General features: G+C 60.7%; 11 protein-coding genes. 10 read left to right on the top strand and 1 reads right to left on the bottom strand.

Features of this window, described 5'->3' with window-relative positions:
* Positions 1 to 36: 36 nt before the first annotated feature.
* The 8 genes from lptF to pdxJ all read left to right on the top strand — a co-directional run bounded on the left by lptF (position 37) and on the right by pdxJ (position 8,439).
* Positions 37 to 1,158 (top strand): LPS export ABC transporter permease LptF, encoded by a 1,122-nt coding sequence (gene lptF, locus D8U61_RS11455; protein WP_016771566.1) that lies wholly within the window; start codon positions 37 to 39, stop codon positions 1,156 to 1,158.
* Positions 1,151 to 2,212, top strand: a complete 1,062-nt coding sequence (gene lptG / locus D8U61_RS11450; protein WP_130926951.1) for an LPS export ABC transporter permease LptG — start codon at positions 1,151 to 1,153, stop codon at positions 2,210 to 2,212. The genes lptF and lptG overlap by 8 nt, the downstream gene beginning before the upstream one ends.
* Positions 2,213 to 2,385: 173 nt before the next feature.
* Complete coding sequence (lepA, locus tag D8U61_RS11445) at positions 2,386 to 4,182, top strand: translation elongation factor 4 (RefSeq protein ID WP_016771564.1); 1,797 nt, start codon at positions 2,386 to 2,388, stop codon at positions 4,180 to 4,182.
* Positions 4,183 to 4,191: 9 nt separating this feature from the next.
* Entirely contained in the window at positions 4,192 to 5,046 is an 855-nt protein-coding gene (gene lepB, locus D8U61_RS11440) for a signal peptidase I (protein WP_016771563.1), read from the top strand.
* A 169-nt stretch (positions 5,047 to 5,215) separates the two neighbouring features.
* Positions 5,216 to 5,905: a ribonuclease III gene (gene rnc / locus D8U61_RS11435; protein WP_024011703.1), complete on the top strand. Its 690-nt coding sequence runs from the start codon at positions 5,216 to 5,218 to the stop codon at positions 5,903 to 5,905.
* Positions 5,898 to 6,800 (top strand): GTPase Era, encoded by a 903-nt coding sequence (gene era / locus D8U61_RS11430; RefSeq protein WP_016771562.1) that lies wholly within the window; start codon positions 5,898 to 5,900, stop codon positions 6,798 to 6,800. Before rnc ends, era begins: the two co-directional genes overlap by 8 nt.
* Positions 6,801 to 6,966: 166 nt before the next feature.
* Positions 6,967 to 7,656 (top strand): DNA repair protein RecO, encoded by a 690-nt coding sequence (recO, locus tag D8U61_RS11425; RefSeq protein ID WP_016771561.1) that lies wholly within the window; start codon positions 6,967 to 6,969, stop codon positions 7,654 to 7,656.
* A gap of 39 nt (positions 7,657 to 7,695) precedes the next feature.
* Complete coding sequence (gene pdxJ / locus D8U61_RS11420; RefSeq protein ID WP_076566005.1) at positions 7,696 to 8,439, top strand: pyridoxine 5'-phosphate synthase; 744 nt, start codon at positions 7,696 to 7,698, stop codon at positions 8,437 to 8,439.
* A gap of 127 nt (positions 8,440 to 8,566) precedes the next feature.
* On the opposite strand, the gene mltF is transcribed toward pdxJ, so the two are convergent.
* On the bottom strand, positions 8,567 to 10,027 hold the full coding sequence (mltF, locus tag D8U61_RS11415; protein WP_024011704.1) for a membrane-bound lytic murein transglycosylase MltF: 1,461 nt from the start codon (positions 10,025 to 10,027) through the stop codon (positions 8,567 to 8,569).
* Between the two features lie 285 nt (positions 10,028 to 10,312).
* Between mltF and purL the strand changes: the two genes are divergently transcribed.
* The gene (purL, locus tag D8U61_RS11410; RefSeq protein ID WP_024011705.1) at positions 10,313 to 14,209 is read left to right on the top strand and encodes a phosphoribosylformylglycinamidine synthase; all 3,897 of its coding nucleotides are present in this window, start codon (positions 10,313 to 10,315) and stop codon (positions 14,207 to 14,209) included.
* Positions 14,210 to 14,214: 5 nt separating this feature from the next.
* Complete coding sequence (locus D8U61_RS11405; RefSeq protein ID WP_016771558.1) at positions 14,215 to 14,526, top strand: YqfO family protein; 312 nt, start codon at positions 14,215 to 14,217, stop codon at positions 14,524 to 14,526.
* Positions 14,527 to 14,826: the final 300 nt, after the last annotated feature.

The following is a 14,826-nucleotide window of genomic DNA, read 5'->3' as shown; positions in this document are numbered from 1 at the left end:
TGGCCGCCTTAGCCTGACAACCCTGGAGTGTCTGGTTTGATCGTCTTCCGTTATCTGTCCCGCGAAGTCCTGTTGACCCTCAGCGCCGTAAGTGCCGTGCTGCTGGTCATCATCATGAGCGGTCGCTTCATCAAATACCTGGCGCAGGCTGCGGCCGGTCAGCTCGATCCGGGCTCGCTGTTCCTGATCATGGGCTTTCGTCTGCCGGGTTTCCTGCAACTGATTCTGCCGCTGGGCCTGTTCCTCGGGATCCTGCTGGCCTACGGTCGGCTGTACCTCGAAAGCGAAATGACCGTGCTCTCGGCCACCGGCATGAGCCAGCAGAAGCTGTTTCGCATGACCCTGTTTCCGGCAACGCTGGTGGCACTGGTGGTGGCGTGGCTGAGCCTCGGCCTTGCGCCGCAGGGCGCCAACCAGTTTCAGCTGCTGCTGAACAAGCAGGACGCGCTGACCGAGTTCGATACCCTCGAACCGGGCCGCTTCCAGGCCTTGCGTGACGGTACTCGAGTGACTTACACCGAAACCCTGAGCGACGACCGCGTCAATCTCGGTAGCGTGTTCATTTCGCAGAAGAACCTCGGCGCCGATAAGAAGGATCGCGGGATTTCCGTACTGGTGGCCGAGTCGGGCCGTCAGGAAATCCGCCCCGACGGCAATCGTTACCTGATTCTCGACAACGGTTACCGCTATGACGGCAGCCCCGGGCAGGCCGATTACCGCGCCATTCATTACGAAACCTACGGCGTGCTACTGCCCAAGCCGGACGTCAGCGAAGAAGTCACCGATCGCGATGCGATGCCGACCTCGTCCCTGTGGGGCAGTGATGACATCCGTTCGAAAACCGAGCTGCAATGGCGCATGTCGCTGCCATTGCTGGTGTTCATCGTGACCCTGATGGCGGTGCCGCTGTCGCGGGTGAATCCGCGTCAGGGGCGTTTTCTCAAGCTGCTGCCGGCGATTCTTCTTTATATGGCTTACCTGACCATCCTGATTGCCGCTCGCGGCGCCCTTGAAAAAGGCAAGATTCCGCCAGCCCTCGGCCTGTGGTGGGTACACGCGATCTTCCTGGTGATCGGCCTCGGCCTGCTTTATTGGGAGCCGCTGCGCCTGAAGCTGGCCAGCCGTCGCAGTGCTGCGCTGGAGGTGGCCCGTGGTTAAACTCGACCGCTACATCGGCAGCAGCGTATTCATGGCGATCATCGCCGTGCTGGCGATCATCCTCGGCCTGGCGACGCTGTTTGCCTTCATCGATGAAATGGGCGACGTCAGCGACACCTACACCCTGGTCGACGTGCTCGGTTTTGTATTGCTGACCGCACCGCGCCGGCTGTATGAAATGTTGCCGATGGCCGCATTGATCGGCTGCCTGATCGGTCTCGGCAGTCTGGCCAGCAGCAGTGAGCTGACGGTCATGCGCGCTGCTGGCGTGTCGATCGGCCGTATCGTCTGGGCCGTCATGAAGCCGATGCTGGTGCTGATGCTCGCCGGCGTGCTGATTGGCGAATACGTCGCCCCGGCCACCGAAAGCATGGCACAGGCCAATCGCTCGCTGGCCCAGGGCAGCGGCGATGCGCAAAGCGCCAAACACGGTATGTGGCACCGTCAGGGTGAGGAATTCATCCACATCAACGCCGTTCAACCGAACGGTCTGTTGTACGGCGTGACGCGCTATCACTTCGACAAGGAACGCCATCTGCTCAGCTCCAGCTTCGCCAAAAAGGCCGAGTTTGACGGCAGCAAGTGGCAGCTCACCGACGTTGCCACCACGCTGTTCCACGAGCGCAGCACCGAGGTCGTCAATGCCCCGAGCGAGGAGTGGGACGTGGCGTTGAGCCCGCAACTGCTCAGCACCGTGGTCATGGCGCCGGAATCGCTGTCGATCAGCGGTCTGTGGGGCTACATCCACTATCTGGCTGAGCAGGGCCTGAGCAATGGCCGCTACTGGCTGGCATTTTGGGTCAAGGTGTTGCAGCCGCTGGTGACCGCCGCGCTGGTGCTGATGGCGATCTCGTTCATCTTCGGCCCGCTGCGTTCGGTGACCCTCGGTCAGCGTGTTTTCACCGGCGTGCTGGTGGGCTTCACCTTCCGCATCGTCCAGGATCTGCTGGGGCCGTCGAGTCTGGTGTTCGGTTTCCCGCCGCTGTTTGCGGTGCTGGTGCCGGCCGGCGTGTGTGCGCTGGCGGGCGTCTGGCTGCTCAGACGCGCGGGCTGATGAACAAGCTTTCATTCAGCGCTTGAACCCTGAAAACGCCTCGGTCGCCAGACCGGGGCGTTTTTGCATGCGATCCGGGTGACAGGCGAACGTGACGCTTGCGCCGTGTATCAGGTACAATTCCCGGCTATTTTTCGGCGGGCCAAGCCTGCAGCCTTTTTGAGTGTTGATCCGTGAGTGATTTGAGTCATATCCGCAATTTCTCCATCATCGCCCACATTGACCATGGCAAGTCGACGCTGGCTGACCGTTTCATCCAGATGTGCGGCGGCCTGGCCGAGCGTGAAATGGAAGCCCAGGTACTGGATTCCATGGATCTTGAGCGTGAACGCGGGATCACCATCAAGGCCCACAGCGTTACCCTCTATTACAAAGCCAAAGACGGCATCACCTACCAGCTGAACTTCATTGACACCCCGGGCCACGTCGACTTCACCTATGAAGTCAGCCGTTCCCTGGCCGCGTGCGAAGGTGCCTTGCTGGTGGTCGATGCGGGGCAGGGCGTCGAAGCCCAGTCCGTGGCCAACTGCTACACCGCCATCGAGCAGGGCCTGGAGGTCATGCCGGTCCTGAACAAGATCGACCTGCCCCAGGCCGAGCCGGATCGCGTCAAGGACGAGATCGAGAAGATCATCGGCATCGACGCCACCGACGCCGTTACTTGCAGCGCCAAGACCGGCCTGGGTGTCGACGAAGTGCTCGAGCGTCTGGTGCACACCATCCCTGCGCCGACCGGCAATATCGAAGATCCGCTGCAAGCGTTGATCATCGACTCCTGGTTCGACAACTACCTGGGCGTTGTTTCCCTGGTACGCGTGCGCCACGGCCGTGTGAAGAAGGGCGACAAGATTCTGGTCAAGTCCACCGGCAAGGTGCACCTGGTCGACAGCGTCGGCGTGTTCAACCCGAAACACACCGCCACCGTTGATCTGAAGGCCGGCGAAGTGGGCTTCATCATCGCCAGCATCAAGGACATTCACGGTGCGCCGGTCGGTGACACCCTGACCCTGAGCTCCACGCCGGACGTGCCGGTGCTGCCGGGCTTCAAACGCATTCAGCCACAGGTTTACGCCGGTCTGTTCCCGGTCAGCTCCGATGACTTCGAGGATTTCCGCGAAGCGCTGCAGAAGCTGACCCTGAACGACTCCTCGTTGCAGTACACCCCGGAAAGCTCCGACGCCCTGGGCTTCGGCTTCCGTTGCGGCTTCCTCGGCATGCTGCACATGGAAATCATCCAGGAGCGCCTCGAGCGCGAATACGACCTGGACCTGATCACCACCGCGCCGACGGTAATTTTCGAGCTGGTGCTGAAAACCGGTGAAACGATTTACGTCGACAACCCGTCGAAGCTTCCGGACGTGTCGGCGATCGAGGACATGCGCGAGCCAATCGTGCGCGCCAATATCCTCGTACCGCAGGAACACCTGGGCAACGTCATCACCCTGTGCATCGAGAAACGCGGTGTTCAGGTCGACATGCTGTTCCTCGGCAATCAGGTGCAAGTGACCTACGACCTGCCGATGAACGAAGTGGTCCTGGACTTCTTCGACCGTCTCAAATCCACCAGCCGCGGCTATGCTTCGCTGGACTACCATTTCGATCGTTACCAATCGGCTAATCTGGTGAAACTGGACGTGCTGATCAACGGCGACAAGGTCGATGCCCTGGCATTGATCGTGCACCGTGACAATTCGCACTTCAAAGGTCGCCAGTTGACCGAGAAGATGAAAGAACTGATTCCTCGTCAGATGTTCGACGTGGCGATTCAGGCTGCCATTGGTGGTCAGATCGTGGCGCGGACAACCGTCAAGGCGCTCAGAAAGAACGTATTGGCCAAATGCTACGGCGGTGACGTCAGTCGTAAGAAGAAGCTGCTCGAGAAGCAGAAGGCCGGTAAGAAACGCATGAAACAGGTCGGCAACGTGGAAATTCCACAGGAAGCCTTCCTCGCCGTGCTCAGGTTGGAATAATCAGGTCCTATGTCGCTAAATTTCCCGCTGTTGCTGGTCATCGCCGTGTTCGTCTGCGGCCTGTTGGCGTTGCTTGATCTGCTGTTCCTGGCACCGCGTCGGCGTGCTGCCATTGCCTCTTATCAAGGCAGTGTCAGCCAGCCCGAGCCTGTGGTGGTCGAGAAGCTGAACAAAGAGCCGCTGCTGGTTGAATACGGCAAGTCGTTCTTTCCGGTGCTGTTCATCGTGCTGGTGCTGCGTTCGTTCCTGGTGGAGCCGTTCCAGATCCCGTCCGGCTCGATGAAACCGACCCTGGATGTCGGCGACTTCATTCTGGTGAACAAGTTTTCCTACGGCATCCGTCTGCCGGTGATCGACAAGAAGATCATCGAAGTCGGTGACCCGCAGCGCGGCGATGTGATGGTGTTCCGCTACCCGAGCGACCCGAACGTCAACTACATCAAGCGTGTGGTCGGCCTGCCGGGTGACACGGTGCGTTACACCGCCGACAAGCGCCTGTTCGTCAACGGCGAATCGATTGCCGAGAAGATGGTCGGCGCCGAAGCGGGTTCGCTGGGCAGCGCGGAGCTCTATCAGGAAAAACTCGGCGCAGCCGAACACCTGATCCGTAAGGAAATGAGCCGTTACCGCGCCACCCCGGACCGTTCGTGGACAGTGCCTGCCGGGCACTACTTCATGATGGGCGACAACCGCGACAATTCGAATGACAGCCGCTACTGGGATGATCCGAACATTCCCAAGGATCTGCTGGGCATGGTTCCCGACAAGAATATTGTCGGCAAAGCCTTCGCGGTCTGGATGAGCTGGCCGGAGCCGAAACTCAGCCACCTGCCGAATTTCTCGCGGGTTGGCCTGATCAAGTAATCAAACACGGCGCTGTTGACCACAGCGCCGAATGCATTTCTGGAGCCGGCACAATCGGCTTCGCAATCGCCAGGATTTATTTTTTGAACACAGCGTTAATTGTCCCAGGCCTGCGCCGTACCCCGGCGATGGCAGTGGAAACCAGCCACGAACTCAGCGTGGGTAAACCGTGAGCGTTTCTCTAAGCCGTCTCGAGCGCCAGCTCGGTTACACCTTCAAGGATCAGGAGCTGATGCTGCTGGCCCTCACGCACCGCAGTTTTGCCGGGCGCAACAACGAGCGTCTGGAGTTCCTCGGTGATGCCATCCTCAACTTCGTCGCTGGCGAGGCGCTGTTCGATCGCTTCCCGCTGGCCCGCGAAGGCCAGTTGTCGCGTTTGCGCGCACGGCTGGTAAAAGGTGAGACCCTGGCCGTACTGGCTCGCGGTTTCGACCTCGGCGATTATCTGCGCCTGGGTTCGGGCGAACTGAAGAGCGGTGGTTTCCGCCGTGAATCGATTCTGGCCGATGCCCTCGAAGCGTTGATTGGCGCGATCTACCTCGATGCCGGCATGGACGTCGCCCGCGAGCGCGTGCTGGCCTGGCTGGCCGGCGAATTCGAAGGGCTGACGCTGGTCGACACCAACAAGGATCCGAAAACCCGCTTGCAGGAACACCTGCAATCGCGCGGTTGCGAACTGCCACGCTACGAAGTGGTGGATATCCAGGGCGAACCGCACTGCCGAACCTTCTTCGTCGAATGCGAAGTGGTCTTACTGAATGAAAAAAGCCGAGGTCAGGGTGTGAGCCGTCGTATTGCCGAACAGGTAGCGGCCGCCGCAGCACTGATTGCCCTGGGCGTGGAGAATGGCAATGACTGATACAAACGCAACTCGCTGTGGCTACGTTGCCATCGTCGGCCGTCCCAACGTCGGCAAGTCGACGCTGCTCAACCACATCCTCGGGCAGAAGCTCGCGATCACTTCGCGCAAGCCGCAGACCACCCGCCACAACATGCTCGGCATCAAGACAGAGGGCGACGTGCAGGCGATCTACGTCGACACCCCGGGCATGCACAAGGGTGGCGAAAAGGCCCTGAACCGTTATATGAACAAAACCGCTTCGGCGGCGTTGAAAGACGTCGATGTGGTGATCTTCGTCGTCGACCGCACCAAGTGGACCGACGAAGACCAGATGGTGCTCGAGCGTGTGCAGTATGTGACCGGCCCGCTGATCGTCGCGCTGAACAAAACTGATCGCATCGAAGACAAAGCCGAGCTGATGCCGCACCTGAGCTGGTTGCAGGAACAGCTGCCGAACGCGCAGATCATCCCGATTTCCGCGCAGCACGGACACAACCTCGAAGCGCTGGAAAAGGTCATCGCCGATCACTTGCCGGAGAATGATCACTTCTTCCCGGAAGACCAGATCACCGACCGCAGCAGCCGTTTCCTTGCCGCCGAACTGGTGCGCGAGAAAATCATGCGCCAGATGGGCGCCGAGCTGCCGTACCAGATCACGGTTGAAATCGAAGAATTCAAGCAGCAGGGCAAGACCTTGCACATCCACGCGCTGATTCTCGTCGAGCGTGACGGCCAGAAGAAAATCATCATTGGCGACAAGGGCGAGCGCATCAAGCGCATCGGCACCGAAGCGCGCAAGGACATGGAGCTGCTGTTCGACTCCAAGATCATGCTCAACCTGTGGGTCAAGGTGAAGGGCGGCTGGTCCGATGACGAGCGCGCGCTGCGTTCGCTGGGTTATGGCGATCTGTAAGTAGCGATCTCGAAAACACCGCTACTCACTGTGGGAGCGAGCCTGCTCGCGAAGAGGATGTAACATTCAGCATTGATGTTGACTGTCACTCCGCTTTCGCGAGCAGGCTCGCTCCCACAGTGGTTTTGGGTTGTAAGTAAAACCGCGTTTCTTCATCGAGAACTCAATGTCGCAAAACCCGCCTCCCGCCCAACCCGCCTACGTCCTGCATTCGCGCGCCTATCGCGAAACCAGCGCATTGGTCGATTTCCTTACGCCGCAAGGTCGGCTGCGGGCGGTGTTGCGCAGTGCGCGAGGCAAGGCCGGGACGCTGGCGCGGCCGTTCGTGGCGCTGGAGGTCGAGTTCCGTGGCAAGGGTGAGTTGAAGAATGTCGGGCGCATGGAGAGCTCCGGCACCTCGGCATGGCTCAACGGCGAGGCGCTGTTCAGCGGTCTTTATCTCAACGAACTGTTGATTCGCCTGCTGCCCGCCGAAGACCCGCATCCTGCAGTATTTGATCATTACGCCGCGACCTTGCTGGCGCTGGCCGAAGGTCGGCCGCTGGAGCCTTTGTTGCGCTCCTTCGAATGGCGATTGCTGGATGATCTCGGCTACGGCTTCTCCATGAACACCGATATGCACGGTGAGCCTGTGGCACCTGACGGTCTCTATCGCCTGCAAGTCGATGCCGGTCTCGAAAGGGTGTATCTGCTGCAACCCGGCTTGTTCAACGGCACTGAACTGCTGGCCATGGCCGAAGCCGACTGGTCGGCGCCCGGTGCGCTGTCGGCGGCCAAGCGTCTGATGCGCCAGGCCCTGGCGGTGCATTTGGGCGGGCGTCCGCTTGTCAGTCGCGAGCTGTTTCGCAAGCCCTGATATGCTGTGCGCCGAACCTCTCAATTCAGGAGCGCATCCGTGACCAGCAGCAATCGCATTCTTCTCGGCGTGAACATCGACCACGTCGCCACCCTGCGTCAGGCCCGTGGCACGCGCTACCCGGATCCGGTCAAGGCGGCGCTGGATGCAGAAGAGGCGGGCGCCGATGGCATCACCGTGCACCTGCGCGAAGACCGCCGTCACATCCAGGAGCGCGACGTGTTGCTGCTCAAGGATGTGCTGCAAACCCGCATGAACTTCGAAATGGGCGTCACCGAAGAAATGATGGCGTTCGCCGAGCGCATTCGCCCGGCGCACATCTGCCTGGTCCCGGAAACCCGTCAGGAGCTGACCACCGAAGGCGGTCTGGATGTAGCGGGGCAGGAGGAGCGCATCAGGGCTGCGGTCGAGCGCTTGTCGAAAATCGGCAGCGAAGTGTCGCTGTTCATCGATGCTGACGAGCGGCAGATTGCGGCTTCCAAGCGCGTCGGTGCGCCTGCTATCGAGCTGCACACCGGTCGTTACGCCGATGCCGAAACCCCGACTGAAGTGGCCGAGGAATTGAAGCGTGTGGCGGATGGCGTTGCGTTTGGTCTGGCTCAAGGCTTGATCGTTAACGCCGGGCATGGCCTGCATTACCACAACGTTGAAGCCGTGGCTGCGATCAAAGGCATCAATGAGCTGAACATCGGCCACGCGCTGGTGGCGCATGCGTTGTTCGTTGGCTTCAAGTCTGCCGTATCGGAAATGAAAGCGCTGATTCTGGCTGCTGCCAAATCCTGAGCAGCTACACAAAACCCCTGTGGGAGCGAGCCTGCTCGCGAAAACGATGTATCAGTCAAAGATTATGTCGACTGACACGACGCTTTCGCGAGCAGGCTCGCTCCCACAGTTGGATTTGAGGTGTGGGTTAAAGCGGGGCAGGTTCTTGCGCGGGTTTCGACTTGTCGATCGCCGGCACATGCAGGTTGCCTTCAGCCACCTGATCGCCTTCAAGCTGCGGCTGGGTCACCCAGGTCAGGATGTCGTAGTAGCGACGGATGTTCGCTACGAAGTGCACTGGCTCGCCGCCACGGGCGTAACCGTAACGGGTCTTGCTGTACCACTGTTTCTGCGACAGACGCGGCAGGATCTTTTTCACGTCCAGCCACTTGTCCGGATTCAAGCCTTCCTTCGCCGCCAGTTTGCGCGCGTCATCCAGATGGCCGCTGCCGACGTTGTACGCCGCCAGGGCGAACCAGGTGCGATCCGGTTCCTGGATCGAATCGTCCAGCTGATCCTTCATATAAGCCAGGTACTTGGCGCCGCCCATGATGCTCTGCTTGGGGTCGAGGCGGTTGGACACGCCCATCGCTTGCGCGGTGTTCTGGGTCAGCATCATCAAGCCGCGTACGCCGGTTTTCGAGGTCACCGTCGGCTGCCACAGGGATTCCTGATAACCGATGGCGGCCAGCAGGCGCCAGTCGACTTTCTCTTTCTTCGCGTAATTCTTGAAGTGCTGTTCGTATTTCGGCAGGCGCTGCTGCAAGTGCTGGGCGAAGGTGGTGGCGCCCATGTAGCCAAGCACATCGACATGGCCGTAGTAGCGGTCCTTCAGGCGTTGCAGGGTGCCGTTCTTCTGCACCTTGTCCAGATAGGCGTTGATTTCATTGAGCAGGCTGTTGTCTTCGCCCGGGCCCACCGCCCAGCTCTGACTGCGCGCGTCGCCGAGGTCGAAGGCCACGCGGATGTTGGTGAAGTACACCTGATTCATCGCCACTTCGTTGGAGTCGACCAGGGTCAGGTCGATCTGGCCTTCATCAACCATGCGCAGCAGATCGACCACTTCAACCGCGTCGGATTCTTCGTATTCGATGCCGGGATATTTCTGTTTCAGCGCGGCCAGTTGCTCGGCGTGGGTGCTGCCCTTGAGCACGGTGATCTTCTTGCCGACCAGATCCGCCGGATCGGTGGGGCGCGACTGGCCGTTGCGGTAGATGATCTGCGGGGTGACTTCGAGGTAGGAGTGGGAGAACCGCACCTGCTTCTTGCGCTCGTCGCTGCTCACCAGACCGGCGGCCGCGAGTACCGGGCCGTTCGGCTTGCCGACCTGGTTGAACAGGTCATCGAGATTGTCGGCCGTCTCGATCTTCAACTCGACGCCCAAATCGTCGGCGAAGCGCTTCACCAGCTCGTATTCGAAGCCGGTTTCACCGCTGCGATCCTGAAAGTAGGTGGCGGGGCTGTTGCGGGTAACCACGCGCAGCACACCGTCCTCCTTTACGCGCTCGAGTGTGTTGGGTTTATCAACACAGCCACCGAGCACCAGGAAGAGTCCGGTTGCGATCAGCCATTTGGCGTATCGCGGACGCAAAGCCGTTGGGAAAAACATCTGCGCAGTATACGCAAACGGCCACGGGCGCCATATCTCGACAGCGTAGGACTAGTCTGCTAGCGATCACAAAATCGAACGAAATCCCTTGAATACGGGCCTTCAGGGCATTTTGTTACAGTAAAAATAAGCCATGCTGAAACGCTCGATTTACCTGACCCCGAAGGCAGAAACACAGATTGCTACCCGAGTGCAACCGTGCGTAGCGTTTCGGGTGATGTTGAGGTCGGTTTAGGCTAGAATGCACGGCCTCAAAGCACACCCCTTCCCGAGGCTGTCCCGAAGATGTTGATCCTGCGCGGCGCTCCTGCCCTTTCTGCCTTTCGCCACAGCAAACTCCTTGAGCAACTGAGCCAGAAGGTTCCAGCTGTCAGTGGCCTGTATGCTGAATTCGCTCACTTCGCCGAAGTCACCGGCGTCCTGACCGGCGACGAACAGCAGGTGCTAGCGCGCCTTCTGAAGTACGGCCCAAGTGTTCCGGTTCAAGAGCCTACCGGCCGTCTGTTTCTGGTGTTGCCGCGTTTCGGCACCATCTCGCCGTGGTCGAGCAAGGCCAGCGACATCGCCCGCAACTGCGGCCTGAGCAAGATCCAGCGCCTGGAACGCGGTATCGCCTTCTATGTTGCAGGGCAGTTCAGCGAAGCCGAAGCCCAACTGATCTCGGACGCGCTGCATGACCGCATGACCCAGATCGTGCTGGCCAACCTCGAGCAGGCCGCCGGTCTGTTCAGCCACGCCGAGCCGAAGCCGCTGACCGCCATCGACATCCTCGGTGGCGGCCGCGCCGCGCTGGAAAAGGCCAACACCGAGCTGGGCCTGGCCCTGGCCGAAGACGAGATCGACTATCTGGTCAACGCCTTCAACGGTCTCAAGCGCAACCCGCACGACATCGAATTGATGATGTTCGCCCAGGCCAACTCCGAGCACTGCCGCCACAAGATCTTCAACGCCAGTTGGGACATTGACGGCCAGAGCCAGGAAAAAAGCCTGTTCGGCATGATCAAGAACACCTATCAGATGCACAGCGAAGGCGTGCTGTCCGCTTACAAGGACAACGCTTCGGTGATCGTCGGCAACGTCGCCGGCCGCTTCTTCCCGAACCCTGAAACCCGCCAGTACGGCGCGGTGCAGGAGCCGGTGCACATTCTGATGAAGGTTGAAACCCACAACCACCCGACCGCGATTGCGCCGTTCCCGGGCGCATCCACCGGTTCCGGTGGCGAGATCCGTGACGAAGGTGCAACCGGTCGCGGCGCCAAGCCAAAGGCCGGCCTGACCGGTTTCACCGTCTCCAACCTGCAAATCCCTGGCTTCGAACAGCCGTGGGAAGTGCCGTACGGCAAGCCTGAGCGCATCGTCACCGCGCTGGACATCATGATCGAAGGCCCGCTCGGCGGCGCTGCGTTCAACAACGAATTCGGTCGTCCGGCGCTGACCGGCTATTTCCGTACCTTCGAACAATCGATCACTACCCCGCACGGCGACGAAGTGCGCGGTTACCACAAACCGATCATGCTCGCTGGCGGCATGGGCAACATCCGCGAAGAACACGTCAAGAAGGGCGAGATCGTCGTCGGCTCCAAGCTGATCGTGCTCGGCGGCCCGGCGATGTTGATCGGTCTCGGTGGCGGCGCGGCTTCGTCGATGGCCACCGGCACCAGCTCGGCGGATCTGGATTTTGCTTCCGTGCAGCGTGAAAACCCTGAAATGGAGCGCCGCTGCCAGGAAGTCATCGACCGTTGCTGGCAACTGGGCGACAAGAACCCGATCAGCTTCATCCACGACGTCGGCGCGGGCGGTCTGTCCAACGCCTTCCCGGAACTGGTCAACGACGGCGACCGCGGTGGCCGTTTCGAACTGCGCAACATTCCAAACGACGAGCCGGGCATGGCCCCGCACGAAATCTGGTCGAACGAGTCCCAGGAACGTTACGTGCTGGCAGTCGGCCCGGAAGACTTCGAGCGCTTCCAGGCGATCTGCGAACGCGAGCGTTGCCCGTTTGCCGTCGTTGGTGAAGCCACTGCCGAACCGCAACTGACCGTGACCGACAGCCACTTCGGCAACAACCCGGTGGACATGCCGCTGGAAGTGTTGCTGGGCAAGGCGCCGCGCATGCACCGTTCGGTGGTTCGCGAAGCCGAGCTGGGCGATGACTTCGATCCGTCGAACCTCGACATCAGCGAGTCCATCGAACGCGTTCTGCATCACCCGGCCGTAGCCAGCAAAAGCTTCCTGATCACCATCGGCGACCGCACCATCACCGGCCTCGTCGCCCGTGACCAGATGGTCGGCCCATGGCAAGTGCCGGTGGCCGACGTTGCCGTCACCGCCACCAGTTTCGACGTCTACACCGGTGAAGCCATGGCGATGGGCGAGCGTACTCCGCTGGCGCTGCTGGACGCGCCGGCCTCGGGCCGCATGGCCATCGGCGAAACCATCACCAACATTGCCGCCTCGCGCATCAACAAGCTCTCCGACATCAAACTGTCGGCCAACTGGATGTCGGCGGCCGGCCACCCGGGCGAAGACGCGCGTCTGTACGACACCGTGAAAGCGGTCGGCATGGAGCTGTGCCCTGAGCTGGGCATCACCATTCCGGTGGGCAAGGACTCGATGTCCATGGCCACGCGCTGGAACGACAACGGCGAAGACAAGACCGTCACTTCGCCGATGTCGCTGATCGTCACCGGTTTCGCGCCAGTGGCTGACATCCGTCAGACCCTGACCCCGGAACTGCGCATGGACAAGGGCACCACCGACCTGATCCTGATCGACCTCGGTCGCGGTCAGAACCGCATGGGTGCATCGATCCTCGCGCAAGTCCACGGCAAACTCGGCAAGCATGCGCCGGACGTCGATGACGCCGAAGATCTGAAAGCCTTCTTCGCGGTGATCCAGGGCCTCAACGCCGACGGTCACCTGCTGGCTTACCACGACCGTTCCGACGGTGGTCTGCTGACCTCCGTGGTGGAAATGGCCTTCGCCGGCCACTGCGGTCTGAGCCTGAACCTGGACAGCGTTGCCGAATCCGCTTCGGAAATCGCCGCGATCCTGTTCAACGAAGAACTCGGCGCGGTGATCCAGGTTCGTCAGGACGCCACCCCGGACATCCTCGCGCAATTCAGCGCGGCTGGCCTGGGCGACTGCGTGTCGGTGATCGGTCAGCCGATCAACAATGGCCAGATCAACATCACCTTCAACGGTGACACCGTGTTCGAAGGCCAGCGTCGTCTGCTGCAACGTCAGTGGGCCGAGACCAGCTACCAGATACAGCGTCTGCGCGACAACGCCGACTGCGCCGAGCAGGAATTCGACGCGCTGCTGGAAGAAGACAACCCGGGCCTGAGCGTCAAGCTCAGCTACGACGTCAATCAGGACATCGCCGCGCCTTACATCAAGAAAGGCATCCGTCCACAGGTTGCCGTGCTGCGTGAGCAGGGCGTCAACGGTCAGGTGGAAATGGCCGCCGCATTCGACCGCGCCGGTTTCAGCGCGATCGACGTGCACATGAGCGACATCCTCGCCGGTCGTGTCGACCTCAACGAGTTCAAAGGCCTGGTGGCCTGCGGCGGTTTCTCCTACGGCGACGTGCTCGGCGCCGGTGAAGGCTGGGCCAAATCGGCGCTGTTCAACAGCCGCGCCCGCGATGCGTTCCAGGGCTTCTTCGAACGTAACGACAGCTTCACGCTGGGCGTGTGCAACGGTTGCCAGATGATGTCCAACCTGCACGAGCTGATTCCTGGCAGCGAGTTCTGGCCGCACTTCGTGCGCAACCGCTCCGAGCAGTTCGAAGCGCGGGTGGCGATGGTGCAGATCCAGGAATCGAACTCGATCTTCCTGCAGGGCATGGCCGGTTCGCGCATGCCGATCGCCATCGCCCACGGTGAAGGGCATGCCGAGTTCGCCAGCGAAGAAGCACTGCTGGAAGCCGATCTGTCCGGTTGCGTGGCGATGCGTTTTGTCGACAACCACGGCAAGGTCACCGAAGCCTATCCGGCCAACCCGAACGGCTCGCCGCGCGGGATCACCGGCCTCACCAGCCGTGACGGCCGTGTGACGATCATGATGCCGCACCCGGAGCGTGTGTTCCGTGCGGTGCAGAACTCGTGGCGTTCGGAAGACTGGAACGAAGACGCTCCGTGGATGCGCATGTTCCGTAATGCGCGCGTCTGGGTGAACTAAGGCCTGTGTACAAGCTGGCGTTTTTTGTTCCTGACAGTCATGTCGAGGTGGTCAAAGGGGCTGTGTTCGCTGCCGGTGGTGGGCGGATCGGTGACTATGACCACTGTGCGTGGCAGGTGCTTGGCCTGGGCCAGTTTCGACCGTTGGACGGCAGTCAGCCGTTTATCGGTCAGGCGGGGCAGGTCGAGCGGGTTGAGGAATGGAAGGTTGAGCTTGTCGTTGCGGATGAGTTGATTGTGGCTGTTGTGGCGGCGTTGAAGCTCAGTCATCCGTATGAGACGCCGGCTTATGAGGTGTGGCGGCTGGAGGATTTCTGATCTTCTTGGCTGCTTGAACGGGAAACCCGCAGATGAGTGATTGTCTGCGGGTTTTTTGTTGCCGCTGATTTTTGGGCGGGCGCATTTTCACTGTGGGAGCGAGCCTGCTCGCGAAGGCGCCCCTACAGGCGAGCATGCTGGCTGATTGGGTGAATATCCGTTGCTTCGGGTGTGGCGGCTGGCGGTTTCGCCCTTACGGCGACTCACTTTTTTTACAAACGCCTAAAAAAAGTAAGCAAAAAAACGCTTGCTCCTACGTTCGGCCCTCGCAGGCTCGGGTTCCTTCGCTCCGGGACTGAT

This window comes from Pseudomonas sp. Sample_14 (assembly GCF_004307515.1).
In the GTDB taxonomy this organism is placed as follows: domain Bacteria; phylum Pseudomonadota; class Gammaproteobacteria; order Pseudomonadales; family Pseudomonadaceae; genus Aquipseudomonas; species Aquipseudomonas atacamensis.
The sequence above is the reverse complement of the archived record's forward strand: the minus strand, read 5'-3'. Positions and strand labels throughout refer to the sequence as shown.